Source organism: Cupriavidus sp. L7L, from assembly GCF_004353535.1.
Taxonomy (GTDB): domain Bacteria; phylum Pseudomonadota; class Gammaproteobacteria; order Burkholderiales; family Burkholderiaceae; genus Cupriavidus; species Cupriavidus oxalaticus_A.
In genome coordinates this window covers 1-19,942 of record NZ_SMNY01000021.1, presented here as the reverse complement: position 1 = coordinate 19,942, position 19,942 = coordinate 1, and the positions used below count along the sequence as shown (strand labels likewise).

14 protein-coding genes are annotated in these 19,942 nt (G+C 67.8%); 4 read left to right on the top strand and 10 right to left on the bottom strand.

Going from position 1 to position 19,942, the window contains the following annotated elements:
• Window positions 1–2 precede the first annotated feature (2 nt).
• The 3 genes from glk to zwf are packed head-to-tail and all read right to left on the bottom strand — an operon-like array spanning window position 3 to window position 3,224.
• Window positions 3–1,040: a glucokinase gene (gene glk / locus E1J61_RS18970; RefSeq protein WP_133095577.1), complete on the bottom strand. Its 1,038-nt coding sequence runs from the start codon at window positions 1,038–1,040 to the stop codon at window positions 3–5.
• A 30-nt stretch (window positions 1,041–1,070) separates the two neighbouring features.
• Window positions 1,071–1,751 (bottom strand): 6-phosphogluconolactonase, encoded by a 681-nt coding sequence (gene pgl, locus E1J61_RS18965; protein ID WP_133095576.1) that lies wholly within the window; start codon window positions 1,749–1,751, stop codon window positions 1,071–1,073.
• 15 nt (window positions 1,752–1,766) lie between these two features.
• Entirely contained in the window at window positions 1,767–3,224 is a 1,458-nt protein-coding gene (gene zwf, locus E1J61_RS18960; RefSeq protein ID WP_133095575.1) for a glucose-6-phosphate dehydrogenase, read from the bottom strand.
• A gap of 216 nt (window positions 3,225–3,440) precedes the next feature.
• Here zwf and edd point away from each other — a divergent pair, with 216 nt between their 5' ends.
• On the top strand, window positions 3,441–5,270 hold the full coding sequence (gene edd / locus E1J61_RS18955) for a phosphogluconate dehydratase (RefSeq protein WP_133095574.1): 1,830 nt from the start codon (window positions 3,441–3,443) through the stop codon (window positions 5,268–5,270).
• 249 nt (window positions 5,271–5,519) lie between these two features.
• Here edd and E1J61_RS18950 read toward each other — a convergent pair whose 3' ends face one another.
• Together E1J61_RS18950 and E1J61_RS18945 are read right to left on the bottom strand one after the other, a co-directional pair.
• Complete coding sequence (locus tag E1J61_RS18950) at window positions 5,520–6,410, bottom strand: helix-turn-helix domain-containing protein (protein ID WP_133095573.1); 891 nt, start codon at window positions 6,408–6,410, stop codon at window positions 5,520–5,522.
• Window positions 6,411–6,646: 236 nt separating this feature from the next.
• On the bottom strand, window positions 6,647–7,894 hold the full coding sequence (locus E1J61_RS18945; protein ID WP_133095572.1) for an MFS transporter: 1,248 nt from the start codon (window positions 7,892–7,894) through the stop codon (window positions 6,647–6,649).
• Window positions 7,895–8,225: 331 nt separating this feature from the next.
• On the opposite strand from E1J61_RS18945, the gene E1J61_RS18940 reads away from it, so the two are divergent.
• Window positions 8,226–10,385 carry a TonB-dependent siderophore receptor gene (locus E1J61_RS18940; protein ID WP_133095571.1) on the top strand — a complete coding sequence of 720 codons (2,160 nt, stop codon included), beginning with the start codon at window positions 8,226–8,228 and terminating at the stop codon, window positions 10,383–10,385.
• A gap of 136 nt (window positions 10,386–10,521) precedes the next feature.
• Here the strand turns inward: E1J61_RS18940 and E1J61_RS18935 are convergent, their stop codons facing one another.
• Complete coding sequence (locus E1J61_RS18935; RefSeq protein WP_133095570.1) at window positions 10,522–12,135, bottom strand: peptide chain release factor 3; 1,614 nt, start codon at window positions 12,133–12,135, stop codon at window positions 10,522–10,524.
• Window positions 12,136–12,260: 125 nt separating this feature from the next.
• Window positions 12,261–13,397, bottom strand: coding sequence for a YhjD/YihY/BrkB family envelope integrity protein (locus tag E1J61_RS18930; protein WP_371704425.1), 1,137 nt, complete (start codon window positions 13,395–13,397; stop codon window positions 12,261–12,263).
• Window positions 13,398–14,556: 1,159 nt separating this feature from the next.
• On the opposite strand from E1J61_RS18930, the gene E1J61_RS18915 reads away from it, so the two are divergent.
• The gene (locus tag E1J61_RS18915; RefSeq protein ID WP_133095568.1) at window positions 14,557–14,964 is read left to right on the top strand and encodes a hypothetical protein; all 408 of its coding nucleotides are present in this window, start codon (window positions 14,557–14,559) and stop codon (window positions 14,962–14,964) included.
• A gap of 147 nt (window positions 14,965–15,111) precedes the next feature.
• On the opposite strand, the gene E1J61_RS18910 is transcribed toward E1J61_RS18915, so the two are convergent.
• From E1J61_RS18910 to E1J61_RS18900, 3 genes are all read right to left on the bottom strand, one after another.
• The gene (locus E1J61_RS18910) at window positions 15,112–16,479 is read right to left on the bottom strand and encodes a sigma-54 dependent transcriptional regulator (RefSeq protein WP_133095567.1); all 1,368 of its coding nucleotides are present in this window, start codon (window positions 16,477–16,479) and stop codon (window positions 15,112–15,114) included.
• A gap of 119 nt (window positions 16,480–16,598) precedes the next feature.
• Window positions 16,599–16,913, bottom strand: a complete 315-nt coding sequence (locus tag E1J61_RS18905) for a hypothetical protein (protein ID WP_371704422.1) — start codon at window positions 16,911–16,913, stop codon at window positions 16,599–16,601.
• Window positions 16,914–17,822: 909 nt separating this feature from the next.
• Window positions 17,823–19,187, bottom strand: coding sequence for an NCS2 family permease (locus E1J61_RS18900; protein ID WP_133095565.1), 1,365 nt, complete (start codon window positions 19,185–19,187; stop codon window positions 17,823–17,825).
• 416 nt (window positions 19,188–19,603) lie between these two features.
• Between E1J61_RS18900 and E1J61_RS18895 the strand changes: the two genes are divergently transcribed.
• Complete coding sequence (locus E1J61_RS18895; RefSeq protein WP_010811149.1) at window positions 19,604–19,807, top strand: cold-shock protein; 204 nt, start codon at window positions 19,604–19,606, stop codon at window positions 19,805–19,807.
• The last annotated feature ends 135 nt before the right edge of the window (window positions 19,808–19,942 follow it).

The following is a 19,942-nucleotide window of genomic DNA, read 5'->3' as shown; positions in this document are numbered from 1 at the left end:
GGCTAGGCGTTCCCCGCTTCGCGGTCCAGGCGCTCGGCCAGCGCGCGCGCCAACCCCGGCAGCGCGGGGTGGCGCGCGGTGACGACATGGACCGGCACGTCTTCGAGCCAGCCGCGCATGCGGCCCTTGGCGACAAAGCGCTCGGCGAAGGTGGAGGCCTGCAGCGCCGGCACGAAGCGCGGCAGGATGCCGCCGCCCAGATAGACGCCGCCGCGGGCGCCCAGCACCAGCGCGATATCCGCCACGACCGAGCCCAGCAGCCCGAAGAACACCGTCATGGTGCGCTGGCATAGCGGGTCGTTGCGCTGGAACGCGCCGTCGGTGACCTGCTCCGGCTGAAGCGGCGCGAGCAAAAGCGTACCCGTTTCTGCGGCCAGCGCGGCATGGATCTGCGACAGCCCGGCACCCGATAAAAGCCGTTCCGCGGAGACCCGGCCGAGCTGGCGATGCACCGCGCGCCACGCCACCCATTCATCGTCGGTGGCCGGCATCAGTTCCATATGGCCACCCTCGCCGGCCAGCGCCACCATCTGCCCGCCCGGAGCGGGGACCAGCCCCGACACGCCCAGCCCAGTGCCCGGCCCCACCAGCGCCAGCGGCGCGGTCGGCACCACGGTGCCGCTGCGCACCCGCGCCAGGCCGTCCGCCGGCAGGTGCGGCAAGGCCAGCGCCAGCGCGGTGAAGTCGTTCAGCGCCACCAGAGTCTGCAGGCCGAGCGCGCGGCGCATGCCCTCGATCGAGAACGACCAGTTGTGGTTGGTCAGCTTGACCTGATCGCCGGTGACCGGATTGGCCAGCCCGACCGCCGCATGGCGCGGCAAGCGCTGCCCGGTGGCCGCCAGACCATCCAGGAACTGGCGCATTGCGGCTTCGAGCGAGGGAAAGTCGGCGACCTTGAGCGCGGTCACCGGCCCGATCTGCATCGGCGCGGACTCGATCGCGAAGCGCACGTTGGTGCCGCCGACATCGCCGAGCAGGCGCGGGAAGGTGGCGCTGGCGCTGGCGCTGGCGGTCGCGGGAGTGGAGGCGGTGTCAGCCATGGCGTCGGTCACGTCCCCTTCAGTCAGAATTCAGGCCTTGAACACATCGAATCCATGCCGGTGGCGCGACGCCACCAGGCTCACCGGCAGCGCCGGCGTCGGCCCCTGCAGCACGCGTTCGAGCACCTTTGCCTTGGCTTCGCCAGTGACGGACAGGAAGGCGCGTTCGGCCGCCAGCAGCGCGGCCAGGTTCAGCGTGATCCGCGCATGCGGCGCGGTGCCCGGATGCGTCAGCAGGTAGGCCGGCTGCGGATCGCTCAGCGCGTCCTGGAGTTCGGGCGCGTCCGGGAACAGCGACGCGGTATGCCCATCCTCGCCCATGCCGAGCACCACCACGTCAGGCTGGCGGAACGCGCGATTCGCGCGCGCCACCGCCGCGGTTGGGTCGGCCACGTCCTGCGCATCGGCTACCAGCGGGATAAAGGCGGCGCTGCCCGCGGCCTCGCGCAGCAGGTGCGCGCGCACCAGCGCGGCATTGCTGTCGGGGTGGTCGGGCGGCACCACGCGTTCGTCGACCAGCGTCACCGTCACCGCTTCCCAGCGCAGCGGACGGTAGCGCAGCCGCTCGAACATCGGCACCGGCGAGCGTCCGCCGGACACCGCCAGCACCGCCCAGCCGTTGACGCGGATGGCGAGTTCGAGCGCATTGCTGATCGAGATGGCCAGGGCCTCGGCCTGGTCCATCGGGGTGGGGTGTTCAAACATGCGCATGTGGTTCCCTCTGGTTCAGGCTTCTTCGTGCCACAAGCCGCCGTCGCGCGACATCAGCGCCGACGACGCGGCCGGGCCCCAGGTGCCGGCGGTGTAGGGCTTGGGCGGTACCGTGCTGGCTTCCCATGTATCGATGATGGGCTCGACCCAGCGCCACGCCTGCACCTGCTCGTCGCGGCGCACGAACAGACCCAGCCGGCCGCGGATCACGTCCAGCAGCAGCCGCTCGTAGGCGCCGGCGCGGCGCACCTTGAACGAGTTGGCGAAGTCGAGGTCGAGCGAGGTCGGCGTCAGCTCGAGCGTGTCGCCGGGCTGCTTGACCAGGCAATACAGCCGGATGCTTTCTTCGGGCTGCAGCTGGATCACCAGCCGGTTCTGCGGCGACAGCGTCAGCGGGCGCGGAAAGATCGCGTGCGGCACGTCGCGGAAGTGGATCACGATCTCGGCCACGCGTGCCTGCATGCGCTTGCCGGTGCGCAGGTAGAACGGCACGCCTTCCCAGCGCCAGTTGGCGATCTCCGCCTTGATCGCGACAAAGGTCTCGGTGCGGCTGTCCGCGGCGATGCCGGCCTCATCGGTGTAGCCCGGCACCGGCTTGCCGCCGATGGCGCCGGCGCGGTACTGGCCGCGCACGGTTTTCTCGGCGACGTCCTGCGGCGTGATCGGCTTGAGCGCCTTCAGGATCTTGATCTTCTCGTCGCGGATGGCGTCCTCCGAAAGGCTGGCGGGCGGCTCCATCGCCACCATGCACAGCAGCTGCAGCAGGTGGTTCTGCACCATGTCGCGCAGCGCGCCGGTCTGGTCGTAGAAATCGCCGCGCGTTTCCACGCCGAGCTCTTCGGCGATGGTGATCTGCACGTCCCGGACCCACTCGCGCCGCCACAGCGGCTCGAACAGGGCATTGCCAAAGCGGATCGCCATCAGATTCTGCACCGACTCCTTGCCGAGGTAATGGTCGATACGGTAGATCTGCTCTTCGGCGAAGTAGTTGGCTACCGCCGAATTGATCGCCTCGTTCGAGTCGAGGTCATGGCCCAGCGGTTTTTCCAGCACGATGCGTACGTTTGGCGCCGTGCGCGTATTGAGCCCGGTGCGGGCGAGCTGCTCGCAGATCGACACGAACAGGTGCGGCGCGGTGGCGAGATAGCACACCACCACTTCCGGCCTGCGCGACAGCACCTTGTCGGCAAGCGCATCGAAATGCGCGGGCACGCGTGCGTCGGCCTGCACGTAGGTGATGCGGGCGCAGAACTTCTCCCATGACTCCGGCGGCGCATGGGCCAATGCGGGCCGCACGGTCTGCTCCAGCGACGCGAGGTAGTCGCCGGTCGACAACGGCTGGCTGCCGGTGGCGAGGATACGTGCAGCCGGATGCAGCAGGCCGGCGTGGTGCGCGTCGAACAGGGAAGGCAGCAGCTTGCGCCGCGCCAGGTCGCCGGTGCCGCCGAACAGCACCATGTCGAAATCAGGCATGCTCACCCTGTGCTCCTTGAGGATTCGGGAGGATTCGAGTTGTGGCGGCCATCGCGCGCTGGCGGGCCGTGTTGCGGCAAGTTTACGTGAGTCGCTACGGCTTGGCGAGGCAAGCGTACCCATTTCTGCGTGGCGCGCCCGGGCCGCGGGCGGGCCTCCGGCGTGCAGCGCCCGGCAAAGTGCGCTAGGCTGAAAGCTCCCCCGCAGGAGAACCCCATGCCACGTCATCCAGTGCTCGAGCGGGTCACCGCCCGCATCGTCTCCCGCAGCGCCGCCACCCGCCAGGCGTACCTGGACCGCACCCGCGCCATGGCCGGGCAGAAAGTGGAACGCGCCCAGCTCTCCTGTACCAACCTGGCCCACGCGGTGGCCGCGATGCCTGACGAAGCCAAGATCCGGCTGAAGGCCGACGAGCGGCCCAACCTGGCGATCGTCTCCGCCTACAACGACATGCTGTCGGCGCACCAGCCGCTGGCGGCCTATCCCCAATGGATCAAGGAAGCCGCGCTGGAGTCCGGCGGCACCGCGCAGTTCGCGGGCGGCACGCCGGCGATGTGCGATGGCGTGACGCAGGGCCAGGACGGCATGGACCTGTCGCTGTTCTCGCGCGACGTGATCGCGCTGGCTTCGGCCGTGGCGCTGTCGCACCAGATGTTCGATGCCGCGCTGTACCTGGGCGTGTGCGACAAGATCGTGCCCGGCCTGGTGATGGGCGCGCTGTCGTTCGGCCACCTGCCCGCGGTGTTCGTGCCGGGCGGGCCGATGACCACCGGTATCAGCAACGACGAGAAGGCGCGCACGCGCCAGCTCTATGCCGAAGGCAAGATCGGGCGTGAGGCGCTGCTCGAAGCCGAGACCCGCTCCTATCACGGCCCCGGCACCTGCACCTTCTACGGCACCGCCAATTCCAACCAGATGCTGATGGAAATGATGGGGCTGCACCTGCCGGGCACTGCCTTCGTCAACCCCGGCACGCCTCTGCGCGAGGCGCTCACGCGCGAGTCCGCGCGCCAGGCGCTCAAGCTGGTGCATGGCGGCGAGCGCTACACGCCGGTGGCCGAGGTGCTGGACGAACGCGCCTTCGTCAACGGCATCGTCGGGCTGCTGGCCACCGGCGGCTCGACCAACCACACGCTGCACCTGATTGCGATGGCGCGCGTGGGCGGCATCGTGCTGGGGTGGGACGACTTTGACGAGCTGTCCGCGGTGGTGCCGCTGCTGGCGCGCGTGTACCCCAACGGCAAGGCGGACGTAAACCAGTTCCAGGCGGCCGGCGGGCTGCCGGTGGTGATCCGCGGGCTGCTGTCGCTGGGACTGCTGCATGACGACGTGACCACCATCTTCGGCCGCGGGCTGGAGGACTATACGCGCGAGCCAGTGCTGCGCGACGGCAAGCTGGGCTGGATCGACGGCCCGGCGGCGCCGCTCGATGACAGCATCGTGCGCAGCGCCGACCAGCCGTTCTTGCCGGACGGCGGCATCAAGGTGCTGGGCGGCAAGCTGGGCCGCGCGGTGATCAAGACCTCGGCGGTCAAATTGGAGCACCAGGTCGTTCAGGCGCCGGCGATCGTGTTCGAGCGTCAGGACGACCTGCTGCACGCATTCAAGCGCGGCGAGCTGGAGCGCGACTTTGTCGCGGTACTGCCGTGGCAGGGCCCGGCCGCATGCGGCATGCCCGAGCTGCACAAGCTGACGCCGACGCTGACGGTGCTGCAGGATCGCGGCTTCCATGTCGCGCTGGTCACCGACGGGCGCATGTCGGGCGCATCTGGCAAGGTGCCGGCGGCGATCCATGTCTGTCCCGAGGCGTTGCGCGGCGGCACGATCGCGCGCGTGCGCACCGGCGACATGATGCGCGTGGATGCGCCCGCGGGCGTGCTTGACGTGCTGGTGCCGGAAGACGAATGGCGCGCGCGCGAGGCCGCCCATCCGGACCTCAGTGCCAACCGGCACGGCGTCGGCCGCGACCTGTTCGCGGCCTTCCGCAGCAATGTGAGCACGGCCGAAAGCGGCGCCTGCACGCTGTTTGCCAACGAGGGCAAGTAGCGCACGTTCGGCGGTATTCGGCGGCAGCGTCTGCGTACCCGTTTCTGCGTGCTGTCACCGGGAATGCGGCGCCTCGCCGATAACCGGCGGACTCGCAAATTTTTATGTAATTAGTGAATATTGATCGCGCGATGTCAGACGATCACAGACAAAGACATGGCGCGCCACACCGAAAGGGCATTCCCGCACAATCCGCCAGCAGTGCGTACCCCGTCTCCCCAGCCCTTGCCCGGCAAGGCTGGCGGCGAGTCACGCGGAGCGCGACGATCCCGCGCGCCAGGTGCCGGGCGTGACCCCGAACGCGGCACGGAAGCGGTGGCTCAGGTGGCTGGCCGAGGCAAACCCGGCACGCACGGCTACTTCATGCAGGCCAGGCCATGGCTCGGCCAGCAGCTGGCGGGCGCGCTCGAGCCGCGCCCGCAGGATCCAGGCATGCGGCGGCATGCCGAACGAGACCCGGAACATGCGCGCGAAGTGGAACTCCGACAGGCCCGCCAGAGCGGCCAGCTCGCCCAGGGTCGGGTTGTGCGCCGGATGGGCCTCGATCCAGTCGCGCACCGTGCGCCTCGCCTGCGCCGACAGGCCGCCGCGCCAGTCCGCCGGCGCGGCGCGCCCGGCATGCTGCAGCACCAGGTGGCTGACCGCCTCGTGCGCCAGCGCATTGCAGGCCATGCGCGCATCGGGCTGGTGCCAGTCGAGCGCGGCCAGCCGCTGGCTCAATGCGTACAGGAACGGATCGTCGGCAAAGGTCAGGTCGCGCAGCGCCACTGAACGCGGCTCGCGGTCGAGCAGGCGCACGCAGTGCCAGGCCAGCATCTCCGGCCTGAAATACAGGTGAACGAAGCGCTGCGGGCCGCCCACGTGCCAGCGCGACTCATGGTCCGCCGGCAACAGGCAGAGCCGCCCGGGCGCGCCCTTGTTGCCGGGCTGGTCGCGCCGGTAGGTGCCAAGGCCGCCTTCCAGGTAGACCGAAACCGTGTGATGGCCGGGATCGGCGTAGGCGGTATCGTCGTCCCGGTTGCGCCATAGCGCCACGCCCAGCCCATCGCCCAGCATGGCCGCGCGCTCCAGCGACGCGCGCGAGCCGGTGAGCGCGGCGAAGACCGCGTGGCGCTGGAGCGGATCGGACGGAGCGGCCATGTGACGGGGGCTGACAGGAGCTGGCGGGGCGACGTCGGCGGGCGCCCCTGGGCAACTTTCAGCGACGAAAGTTGGTCCGGAAAGCCGCCGCACAAAGCTGGACTATACCGTCAGCCGGGCGGTGGATGCTCATGCGGCAGCCAGCCAAGGACTAAGCAGTAGCTACGCAGAAACGGGTACGCTTCGTGGCCCCGCCACAGCCTGGACAGATCTGGGCGGCGAACAATCTGCGCTTGTCAGGTGGCGAGTTCATGCAGCCGGTCGCGCGAGGCCAGCGCCGGGAACAACCGCATCCACACCGCCACCACCAGCAACGTGCCGACGCCCCCAAGGATCACCGCGCCCACTGGCCCGAACAGCGCGGCGGTCACGCCGGATTCGAACTCGCCCAGCTGGTTGGAGGCACCGATGAATACCGAGTTGACCGCGCCGACACGCCCGCGCATGTCGTCGGGCGTATCGAGCTGGACCAGCGTCGAGCGCACCACCACGCTGATCATGTCCGAGGCGCCAAGCACCACCAGCGCGGCCATCGACAGCGGCAGCCACGTCGACATCCCAAACACCACGGTGGCGACGCCGAACAGCGCCACCGCGCCGAACATGATGCGCCCGGAGCGCCGGTTCAGCGGATGGCGCGCCAGCCACAGCGCCATGACCAGCGCACCGACCGCCGGCGACGAGCGCAGCAGCCCCAGGCCCCACGGCCCGGTATGCAGGATGTCGCGCGCATAGATCGGCAGCAGCGCCACCGCGCCGCCCAGCAGCACCGCGAACAGGTCCAGCGAGATCGCACCCAGCAGCACCGGCCGGCTGCGGATATAGGCAAAGCCGGCAAACACCGTGCTCACGCTGACCGGCGCGGTCAGCCGCTGCGCGGCCTGGCGCAGCGTGATGCCGCTGACCAGCACCGCGGCGATGACGAACAGCGTCGCGCTCAGCGCGTACACCACGCCGGGGCCCGCCACATAGGCAAAGCCGCCGATGGCCGGGCCGATGATGATCGCAGTCTGCCCGGCGGAACTGGCCAGCGCCACTGCGCGCGGCAGCTGGCGCGGCGCCACCACGCTGGGCAGCAGCGCCTGCAGCGTGGGGTTCTCGAACGCGCGGGTGGCGCCGATCAGTGCCACGAAGATAAAGATGTGATGGCTGTCGATCCAGCCGGTAAGGCTGGCCACCGCCATGCCGGCGGCCAGCAGCGCTTCGATCGACTGGCACGTGCGCACGATGCGGCGCCGGTCGAAGCGGTCGGCAACGTGGCCGGACATCAGGATCAGCACCACCGAGGGCAGGAACTGCACCAGCCCGACCATGCCCAGCATCAGCGGGTCGCGCGTCAGGTCGTACATCTGCCAGCCCACCGCCACGGTAAAGATCTGGTAGCCGATGGTGGTGCACAGGCGGGCGAACCAGTAGCGGCGGAACGCGGCGTCGCCAAAGACGCTATCCGGCTCGGCGGCCGGGACGGTGGCAGGGGAAGACATGGATGCGAAGGACGGGATCGGACTGCGAAGGCGCCGCGGCAAAGCGCAGCAATGTGCTGCAAAGGCGCCCGGCAAGCGGCGGAGTAAAGCCACGATTTTACGGTGGCTGCTGAATTAGTGCATACACGTGCATGCCCTGCGCGCCAGCAGTCAAGATAAGTGGATCTCTTGTCATATTTTACAGTGCAAATGTATCCAAGCTGATGCATGGATGCGACAAACGTCCCCCGTTTGATCTGACTAATCGCGTCTGAGAATCACTCGCACTTATAATCCGGCCCCATTCGGCGCATCCGCCAGTGGACTGCGCTGCCCTTTCAGGATTTTCATCTTGCAGCCCGCTTTCCGTCCCACCGCCGGTGCCATCGGCGCCGCCCTGTTGTTCGCCCTCCCCGTCCATGCCCAGAACGCAGCCACGGCTCCCGCAGCCGGCAGCGCCAATGCGGAAACCACCCTCAATGCCGTCACCGTGGTCGGCAACTGGCTCGACAACGCCGATGAAGCCAAGGTGCTGGAGCACCCCGGCGCCCGCACCATCGTCGACCGCGTGACTTTCCAGGAAGCCGGCGCCAACAACGTGCGCGAAGTGCTGCGCCGCGTCCCGGGCGTGCAGGTGCAGGAGAACAACGGCACCGGCGGCAGCGATGTGTCGCTGAACGTGGGCGTGCGCGGCCTGACTGCGCGCCTGTCGCCGCGCTCGACCATCCTGATGGACGGCGTGCCGCTGGCTGTGGCGCCCTATGGCCAGCCGCAGCTGTCGATGGCGCCGCTGTCGCTGGGCAACCTGGAAAGCATCGACGTGGTGCGCGGCGCCGGTTCGGTGCGCTACGGCCCGCAGAACGTGGGCGGCATCATCAACTTCGCGACGCGGTCGATCCCGCAGACCTTCGCGGCCGACGCCTCGGTCTCGACCGACATCTACAGCCACGGCGGCAACGTCAAGACCAACCCGACCGCGTTCATCGGCGGCACCAACGACAACGGGCTGGGCGGCGCGCTGCTGTATTCGGGCATCCACGGCAACGGCTATCGCGAGAGCAACGACCACGTCAATATCGACGACCTGCTGCTCAAGGGCAACTACCGGATCTCGAAGACCGACGAACTGAGCGCTGCCTTCCACTACTACGAGGGCAGGGCCGGCATGCCCGGCGGCCTGACCCCGGCGCAGTACGCGGCCGACCCGTTCCAGTCGGTGCGGCCCTATGACAATTTCGACGGCCGCCGCAACGACTTCAGCCTGAAGTACAACCATAACGACAACAACCGCAAGTTCGAGGTGCTGACGTACTACACCGACAGCTTCCGCGGCAGCAATATCGAGCAGCAAGGCACGGGCGCACAGGCCAACCTGCGGCGCCTGACCTCGGCGCCGCGCAACTACCATACGTTCGCGATCGAGCCGCGCTACTCGCAGCTGTTCCGCGGCGAGAACATGAGCCATGAGGTCAGCGTCGGCTACCGCTTCCTGCGCGAAGCCAGCGACGAGAAGGCCTCGCGCACGGTGTTCTACACGCCGGGCACCATCGATCCGACCACGCTGCCGTCGCCGGTGTACCAGTCGCGCACGGGCGGCACCACCGCCAACGCGGTCTATATCGACGACACCATCAACGTCGGCAGCTGGACCATCACGCCGGGCCTGCGCTACGAATTCATACGGTCGTACGTGACCGACAACTTCACCGGCGCGCGCAACGATGTCTCGTCCAACGAGCCGCTGCCCTCGCTGGCGGTGATGTACCACGTCAGCGACCAGTGGAAGCTGTTCGCCAATGCCGGCGTCTCGTTTGGGCCGCTGCAGTACTTCCAGATCGCGCAGACCACCAACGGCCTGACGCCGGAGAAGGCGAAGACGTACGAAATCGGCACGCACTTCAACAGCAACGGCTGGGGCGGCGAGCTGACGCTGTTCAATATCGACTTCGACGACGAGCTGCAGCTGCGCGGCGGCACCGGCGGCGCGCCGGACGCGTGGACCAACCTCGGCGCCACCACACACCGCGGCGTGGAATCATCGCTGCGCTATGACTTCGGCGCGCTCGACAAGTCGCTGGCCGGCCTGTCGGCGTATGCGACCTACACCTTCACCGAAGCCACCTACAACCAGGGCAACTTCGCCGGGCGCGACCTGCCGTTCTATTCGCGCCATGTGGCCACCGTGGGCATGCGCTATGCGCGCAACCGCTGGGCGTTCAATATCGACGGCTACGCGCAGTCGAAGCAGCATTCGCCGGGCGACCCGAGCACGTCGACCACGTACCAGACCGCGGAGAGCGCCAATGGCGCGCTGGGCGACATCCCTGGCTATGCACTGCTGAACATGCGGCTGGGCTACGACTTCGGCAAGTCGGCGCAGAACCTGAAGGTGGCGGTGGGGGTGAAGAACCTGCTAGACAAGCGCTATTTCACGCGCTCGACGGACAACAATGCGGGCAAGTATGTGGGGATGCCGCGGACTTTCTATATCCAGGCGTCGCTGGCGTATTAAGCTGGCGCAAGTAAGGCGGCGTGTTTGCTCCCCTCTCCCCCGGCCCCTACCCCGCAAGCGGAAGAGGGGAGCAAATCCCCCGAATGCAAAACGGCTCGCCAAGGCGAGCCGTTTTGCATTGTCAGCGACGGGATCGTCAAACGATCTCGCGCGTCTCCAGGAACTGCAGCTCCGGGAACCGCTCCTGCGTCAGCCGCAGGTTCACCATGCTCGGCGCCAGGTACACATGGTCGCCGGCGCCGTCCAGCGCCACGTTATGCCCGGCCTTGGCGATCAGCTTCTCGATCTCCGCGGGCGAACCCTTGAGCCAGCGCGCCGTGGCGCACTCGTGCGACTCAAAGATGGCATCGACGCCGTACTCATGCTCGAGCCGGTGCGCCACCACGTCGAACTGCAGGATACCGACCGCGCCCAGCACCAGGTCGTTGGAGGCGAGCGGACGGAACATCTGCGTCGCGCCCTCTTCCGCCAGCTGCTGCAGGCCCTTCTGCAACTGCTTGACCTTGAGCGGGTTATTCAGGCGCGCGCGGCGGAAGAACTCCGGCGCGAACGACGGGATGCCGGTGAACTTGAGCGGCTCGCCTTCGGTAAAGACATCGCCCAGGCGGATGGTGCCGTGGTTGGGCACGCCGATGATGTCGCCGGCGTAGGCCTCTTCCGTCGTGTTGCGGTCCTGCGCCATGAAGGTGATGGCGTTGTTGATCGCGACGGTCTTGCCGGCGGAGACGTGCAGCAGCTTCATGCCGCGCTCGAAGCGGCCCGAGCAGACGCGCACGAAGGCGATGCGGTCGCGATGGCGCGGGTCCATATTGGCCTGGATCTTGAAGACGAAGCCGGTGAACTTGCCTTCGTTCGGCTCGACCACGCGCGTGTCGGTGTTGCGCGCCAGCGGCGGCGGTGACAGCTCGCACAGTGCGTCCAGCAACGACTGCACGCCGAAGTTGTTGATCGCCGAGCCGAAGTAGACCGGGGTCTGCTTGCCGGCGAGGAACGCTTCCTTGTCGAAGGTATGCGACGCGCCGCGCACCAGTTCGATCTCGACGCGCAGCTCGTCGGCCTGGCTGCCGAGGATGCGGTCCAGTTCCGGGTTGTCCAGGCCATCCAGGATCGCCGCGGTGCCCTTGTCGCCTTTCGGGTCGAACAGCTGCACCTTGTCGTCGATCAGGTGATACACGCCGCGGAACTGCTTGCCCATGCCGATCGGCCAGGTCATCGGCGCGCACTGGATCTGCAGAACGTCCTCGATTTCATCGAGCAGCTCGATCGGCGAGCGGCCCTCGCGGTCGAGCTTGTTGATGAAGGTGAGGATGGGCGTATCGCGCAGGCGGCAGACATTGAGCAGCTTGATGGTCTGCGCTTCCACGCCGTTGACCGAGTCGATCACCATCACGGCCGAGTCGACCGCCGTCAGCGTGCGGTAGGTGTCTTCCGAGAAGTCCTCGTGGCCAGGCGTGTCGAGCAGGTTGACGATGTTCTCCTGCGCGTTGCCGTCCGCGTTGTTGCTGGCATGCCCGCGGCCATACGGGAACTGCATCACCGACGAGGTCACCGAGATGCCGCGCTGCTTTTCCAGTTCCATCCAGTCGGAGGTGGCATGGCGGTCGGCCTTGCGCGCGCGCACCTCGCCCGCGACCTGGATGGCGCCGCCGAACCACAGCAACTTTTCGGTCAGGGTCGTCTTGCCCGCGTCGGGGTGGGAGATGATGGCAAAGGTGCGTCGACGCGCAATTTCGGATACGAGCGAGCTCACGGAATCTGGCTGGGAATAGGTAGAGGGAACAGAGGGTGCGGCATCAGCCGGCACCCGGACCGGCGCCGCCGCAGGCGGCATTGCGCCGGGCCCTGCGGGACTTACGGAAGGAATGGGGCGCTATTTTACCGGTTCACGGGCCAGGCCGGGGGTTTGCCTTCGCCCTTGCCATCCCCCTCCCCTCCCATGCCCGGCACGCCGCGCAGGCTGCCGAACTGAAGCGCGTACTGGCGCGTCAGCTCGGCGCCGAAGAAGAAGATCTGCGCCGAGTAGTAGATCCACAGCATCAGCGCCACCACCGAGCCCGCCGCGCCGTATGAAGAGGCCACGGCACTATTTCCCAGATAGAGGCCGATCAGCCGCTTGCCCACCGAGAACAGCAGCGCGGTTATGACGGCGCCCATGGTCACGTCGCGCCAGGCGATGCGCGCGTTGGGCAGCATCTTGAAGATCACGGCGAACAGCGCGGTCACGACCGCAAAGGAAAACGCCGTCGAGATCACGTCTGCCACCGGGGCGAACCAGGACTGCGTCCACAGCTGGCCCCAGATGCGCTCGACCACCGCCAGCGCGGCGTTGACGATCAGCGACACCAGCAGCATGAAGGCCAGCACCAGCACCAGGCTGAACGACAGCAGCCGCGCGCGCAGCAGCGTCTGCCAGCCGGCGGTCTTGGGCACCGGCACATGCCAGATGTCGTCGAGGCTGCTCTTGAGCTCGGCAAAGGCGCTGGTGGCGCCGACAAACAGGATGCCCATGGCGATCAGTGCGGCCATGCCGCTGCCGCCGGCGCGGTGCGTGGCGGCCAGGATCTGCTGGATCGCCGTGGCGCCCTGTTCGCCGACCAGCCCTTCGATCTGGGTGAAGATCTCGCCGCGCGCCGCCTCGGCGCCGAAGAACAGGCCGGCGATCGAGATCACCAGCACCAGGATCGGCGCCAGCGAGAACAGCATGTAGAAGGACAGCGCCGCGCCCTTGCTGGCGGCGCGGTGATCGAACCAGGAGGCCACCGCCGCGGTGACCACGCGCAGCGTGCGCCCACCGGTGTGGCGGTCCGGCAGCCAGTGAGGGCGGCGGGGCCGCGGCTGCGGGGATTCGGTGCCAGGGGACGATGCGGGACGGTGTTCGGAGTTGTCGTTCACGGCCTTGGGTTTGCCAGGTTCGGGAGCCCTGGTACGCAGGGACGGAGCCGGAACGCCTGGCGCGAGCGGCCGCGGCACGCTCCGGCAGCAAGGGTAGCTTGCGTTCATCATACTGCGCATTGTGCGGCTTGCCCAAGCAGCACCCCCGGGGCGACCTGCTACAGTAAGACCAGGCACACCTGCCGGCGCATCCGTGCCAGCGCGCCGGCGCAAGGAGGCATCTGTGATCCGTTCCCTCTCCGCACGCCCGGTGGCCGCCATGCTTGTGATCGGGATGCTGGGTGTTGCCGGCTGCGAGCGCAGCCAGCCCGGCCCCAAACCCATCTCAGGCACTGCCACGGCCTCGTCCTCCGCTGCCGCTCCCGCCCTGCCAGCGGCACCCGCCCCGCCGGGCCAGTCCCGCTGACGACCACGGCGGCCGCTAGCCGCTTGCCGCGCCCTGCCATGAGGGACGCCCGCTGCGTACCCGTTTCTGCGTACTGCGCCGCGCGTCGCCGCAGCGCCGGGCGGGCAGCGCGCTCGGCAATGTTCAAGGCCCGGTCCTCAGGTCCCCGGAACCTTTCTTTGTCTTCCACCGTGTCCCCCGCTGTTACGCCAATGCAAGGCTGAAGTAACTCCAGTTTCAAAGATGCAACCCGGTGCAATGCGAAGAATGCGCCGCTGCCGGGGCACGCTATCCCGCACCCGGCGTGCATGTCAGGCGGCCATGCCCGCACATGCGCGGGCGCGCCCGGCGGTGGCGCTCGCCGCACGCGTTGCAACGGCGAAACCGAATGGCCCCGTGGCGCCGCCCCGGCCGCGCACGGCACGACCGGACGAGCCGCAAACCCGCATGGGATATACCTTTGCGGCCATTGGCACACTTGTCGCTCAGCATCCGCAGGGACGCCGTGCGCGTCCGGGCCATCAACCAGCCACTACTGCGGAGAGAGACCAGCCATGCGTCATCCGCCTTCACGCATGACGGCGCGCCGGCGCTCATACCGGTTGGCGGGCCCCCCGCCTACGGTGACGGACCTGCTTTCGCCGCCACTGCTGCCCTACCCGCGCGCGCGGGTCGAGCCGGCACAGCTGGACACGGCCAGCGCGCCGTGCCCCGGCGGTGCGCGCCGGGCGCGGGGTCCGTCCTGCACGCGCGCAGCCGGCAGGCGCCCGGCCGGAAGGCGGCGCGCCTGACCGGGAGCTGGTGCGATATTGAGTGGGCACGCGGGCCAGCGTGCCCGCGCGGATTTGTGCTCCGTCCCCCGGCGGGCACTTTTTTCCACAAGGAGGAGACGCCATGAAAGCCGCAATCCCTGCCGCAGGCGTGCTGGCCGCCTTGGCGGTCTTCTCGGCCCCTGCCGTGGCAGCCAGCTATGCCTGGTTCGATCGTCCCGACGACGCCAGCGCCAACAGCCACGCGGCGGTCAGCAATGATGTGTACGTGCGTGGCTTCGGCTGGGCCTGGGGCGAACTGCATATGCAGCAGGACACCTCGCCAGGCGCGGCCGCACCTGCGGCGCCGCAAGGCCGCCGGCAGGCGCGCGACTACCCCGACCGGCGCGACGCGCCGCCGTGGCTGCAACGGGATGACAACGGCCCGCCGCGCACGCCGCGCGGCAAGATCAGCATGAATCTCGCGGCCGCCCCGCCGGATGGGACGATTGGAGGAGGCACGGCCGGCCAGCCTCGCGTGGTTGTGCGCTGACGTGCCAGCGGGCACGGGGAAAGGCGGAACCGGCGAGCGGACGTCGGCGGTTCCCCTTTCCTGTGGCGCGCTGCCCGAGGCTCGACTGTTTGCAGTTCGATAGCTGCGGACAGCGGTGACCGGCGCTTGCGCTGCGCACTTGCCAGCCTACTCGCCCGCGGCGGGCTGGCTCTCCACGCGGATATTGTGCTTGTGCATCAGCCGGTACAGGGTCACGCGCGACACGTTGAGTTCGCGCGCAGCCGGCACGACGTGGAAGCCATGGCTGGCCATCACGTTGCGGATCGCCTCGCGCTCGGCCTCCTCGCGGATCGCGTCGAGGGTCTTGCGCGGCAGTTCCGCACCGCCGTGCAGCTGCAGGTCCTCGGCCGTGATCTTGCGGTTGTCGGTCATCACGATGGCGCGGCGCACGCGGTTGATCAGCTCGCGCACGTTGCCCGGCCACGCGTACTGCATCATGGCCTGGGTCGCGCATGCCGAGAAGCCGCGGATACGCCGGTGCGCCTCGTGCCCATGCTCGGCCAGCACGGCGTTGGCCAGCTGGAGGATGTCCTCGCCGCGCTCGCGCAGCGGCGGAATGCTCAGCGTCAGCACGCACAGCCGGTGGAACAGGTCGGAACGGAAACGTCCGTCGCCCTGCGCGGCGACCAGGTCCACGTGCGTGGCCGAGATGATGCGCAGGTTCAACGGGATCGACTGATGCCCGCCCAGGCGCGTGATGGTGCCCTGTTGCAGGAAGCGCAGCAGCGCCACCTGGCTCTCCAGCGGCAGGTCGCCGATCTCGTCGAGAAACAGCGTGCCGCCCTGCGCCTGCTCGATCCAGCCGATCTTGCGCTGGTTGGCGCCGGTGAACGCGCCCTTCTCGTAGCCGAACAGTTCGGACTGCACCAGGTGCGAAGGGATGGCGCCGCAGTTGATGGCGATGAACGGCCCCTTGCGCCGGCTCGAGGCATCGTGAATCGCCTGCGCGGCGAGTTCCTTGCCGGTGCCGGATTCGCCGGAGATGAATACCGGCGCCTCGTTGTGCGCCACCTTGGCGAGCGAGCGGAACATGGCGCGCATGGCCGCGCACTCGCCGATCATGGTGCCGCGCGACGCCGTCTCCTGCACGCGCACGCCATGCAGCGACGCCATGCCATGCGCGTGCTTGAGCGTGTAGATCAGCTCCTGCACCGAGAACGGCGTGCGCACGTAGTCCACGCAATAGTCGCGGATCAGCCCGCGCACGCGCTCGTCGGCAAGCATCGCGTCGCAGGTGATGGCCACCCAGGCGACATGCAGATGCTGCAGCGCAAGTTCGAGCTGGCCAAGTTCGGCATCGCTGTATTCCGCCTGCAGGTCGATCACGCCAGCGCTGGGCGGGCTCGCGCGCACCACGCGTTCGGCGTCACGGATCTGCTGCACGCGGCGCAGTTCCCATCCGGGGCCGAAGCTGGACGGGTCAAAACCAAAATCTTCATGACGCGACACGACTACGATCTGCGCAGTGCGTGGCGCCTTGCACAGTCGGTCCATCACGATCTCCCGGACGTTTGGCTTGTTCTTGGTTCCGGCACCCGGCGCCGGGGCCTGTGGCCGTGGCGCGGACTGGCGCTGGACTGGCTGCGGTTTGGCGCCCGCAGGCAACGTCGGTATCACGAGGTGGACAGACTGCGGGACGGCTCCTCGGGCGCGGCGAGATAGCCGCTGCCACCCTGGAGCTGTTCGCGGATGCGTCGGCGCACCGCTTCCTTCTCGCGCATCAACTCTACGCGCGGTGCCTCCGGGGTCTGTCCGGAGTACTGGTAGTAGAGCGACTTGTAGGTGAGCTGGCTCAGGATCCATTCCTGCAGCATGGCGCGCTGGCGCGCCAGTTCGTCCTCCAGCAGGCGATGGCGGCGCAGCAGGTTTTCCACTGCGGCACGGGCGCTGTCGCTGAGCGCACTGTCCTCGGCCAGCAGGGCCGCCACGTCGGCAGCAGCGCCGTCGCGGCTGGCGCGGTGTGCGGGTGTTTCGCCTGCGGCTTCCCCCAGAGCAGCCCAGGCTTGGTGGATGGATCGGCTATTGGATCGGCTTATGGACTCCCTGACGGGCCCGATGGCGGGTCGCCGAATCTCTCCTGCGGTCATGATTATCCCCGTTGAACAACATCCCCCGGCACTACACGTCTGCGGATACCACTTGTCAGTCTTGGAATTATTTGTCTCTGCGTGGCGTACGTGTTTCCGCACGCTCCCTGGTCGTGGCCGTGCCGCCTTGCCTGGCGGTCTCATCCGAACTGTCCCCGGACTAGCGGACTGCGCCAACGCGCGCTCGGTGTGCTCCGGCAATCCAGCCGCATGCACCGGAGTCAAGAAGGGGCGCCTTGCCGCGCCCCTCTTTGCCACGCCTATAGTTCAGTGCATTTGGGGCGGTTTGTCCAGCCCTGAGTGGGTGACTTACACCCAATCTCATACTTTGGAATGAGCCGGCCTGCACACCGTCGATCTGGCCCGCCGGAAGCGGCTTGCGGGCTGGTTCGTGACAGATTCGCGACCAAATTTCGGACCGAATTTTGGACTAAATTTCGGACTGGATGCGGCCCGCCTGTCGTGCCGCCGGCGCGCCGTTTCCACGCCCGCATGGTACGCAGAAACGGGTACGCTCTCGCACCCCGAACGGGTGATGGCAGAGCTCTCGTTAGCACGCGTGGCCAATGCGCGAGGTGGTATGGCTCGCGGCAAGGCATGTCGAAACGCAGCCCGCAGAAACAGGTACGCTGCGAACGCTCGTGCGCCCGCGGAAGGGCCGCAGAAACGGGTACGCTTTGCGCGCGTTCCGATGCTCCGGCCTTGCGACCTTGCCGCGAAGGGGCAACGGGGGCGTGCAATCAAGAATGCTCAGTGGCCCGGCAGGTAGTAGAACTTGAAGACAAAGACCGCGGCGATGATCCAGACCATCACCGGCACGCTGCGCGCGCGCCCGGTCAGCAGCTTGAGTGCCGCGTAGCTGATGAAGCCGAACGCCACGCCATTCGCCACCGAGTATGTGAAGGGCATGCCCAGCGCGGTCATGACCGCCGGCACGACTTCGGTGACATCGTTCCAGTCGATCTCCAGCAGTTCGCGCAACATCAGGCAGGACACATACAGCAGCGCCGGCGCGGTGGCGTAGGCCGGAACCGTGCCCGCCAGCGGCGCGATGAACAGCGCCGCCAGGAACAGCACCGCCACCGTCACCGCGGTCAGCCCCGTACGCCCGCCGGCCTGCACGCCGGAAGCGCTTTCGATATACGCAGTCGTCGACGACGTGCCGAGGAACGAGCCGGCCATGATGGCCGTGCTGTCAGCCATCAGCGCCTTGTTCAGCCGGTCCATGCGGCCCGCCTTGAGCAGGCCGGCGCGGTTGGCCACGCCCATCAGCGTGCCGGTGGCATCGAACAGCTCGACCAGGAAGAACACCAGCACGACATTGATGATGCCGATCGACAGCGCCGCCGAAATATCGAGCTTCAGCAGCGTCGGGCTCAGCGAAGGCGGTGCCGAAAACACGCCGTGGAAGGTGTTGCCGGCAAAAGCAAAGCTCAGCAGCGTGGTCAGCAGGATGCCGATCAGGATCGCCCCCTTCACGCGCAGGTGGTCCAGCGCGACGATCACGAAGAAGCCGACGATGGCCAGCACCGCCGGGGGTTGGTGCAGGTCGCCGAGGGTAACCAGCGTTGCCGGGCTCGCGGCGACGATGCCGGCATTCTTCAGCGCGACGATTGCCAGGAACAAGCCGATGCCCGCGGTGATCGCCACGCGGATGGAATGCGGGATGCCGTTGACGATCATCTCGCGCACGCGGAACAGCGTCACCAGCAGGAACAGGCAGCCCGAGATAAAGACCGCGCCCAGCGCCGCCTCCCACGGAAAGCCCATGCCCTTCACCACCGTGTACGCAAAGTACGCGTTCAGGCCCATGCCCGGCGCCATCGCAATCGGGTAGTTGGCGTAGAACCCCATGATCAGCGTGCCGATCGCTGCGGCCACGCAGGTCGCGACGAAGACCGCTTCCTTGGGCATTCCGGCGTCGCCCAGGATCGACGGGTTGACGAAGATGATGTACGCCATCGTCAGGAAGGTGGTGATGCCGGCGAGGACCTCGGTGCGGACATCGGTCTGGTGCTCGCGCAGCTTGAACAGGCGCTCGAGCAGCGTCGGCTGGCCGCGCGAGGGGTTGACGGAAGGCGTACCCGGCTTGGAAGCGGGTTCCGGCATCGACATGACTAAGTCTCCAGTATCGTTATCGTGTCCGCGGCAGGGATCCCTGCGCGGCATGGCCGCGTGGCGCGCCATCATGCGGCATGCGTACTCTGGTCCAGCATGGGCCCGATACGCCACGGCGCACACGAATAAGCGATATGCAAAAAGCGTGATGATCCCACAGCGGATACCGGGCGCACAGGGCCCGCGCGGGCGCCGGGCCCGCCCGCGCGTGGCCGGGGTTGGGGCTGGCCCCAACTTGACGCTGGCCCCAATCCCCCGTATAAACCCGGCTAGATTCAAGCGACGAGGCAACAGTTCATTCGTTAGCCACCGTCTGGTACTTCGGTTGTCCATGGTGTCCTTTCCTTGAGTTCCCCTGTCGGATGGCGCGCGCGTCATGCGACGTTTTATATCCTTTTTCTGGAAAGCAAATCATGCAAACCGGTATCGTCAAGTGGTTCAACGACGCCAAGGGTTTTGGCTTCATCAAGCCGGACGCAGGTGGTGACGACCTCTTCGCCCACTTCTCGGAAATCCGCGCCGACGGCTTCAAGTCGCTGCAGGAAAACCAGCGTGTGCAGTTCGAAGTCAAGAACGGCCCGAAGGGCCTGCAGGCAGCGAACATCACCCCGCTGTAAGCGTTGCCCGCGGCGCGCCACGTGCGCGCCACGCAACGGAAGAACCCCGCCTCGGCGGGGTTTTTTGTTTTCTGTCGGCTTGCGCTGCCGGCGGCGCGTGGGATGCCCGCCGGGAGGTCCGCCCCTCTCCCCGCC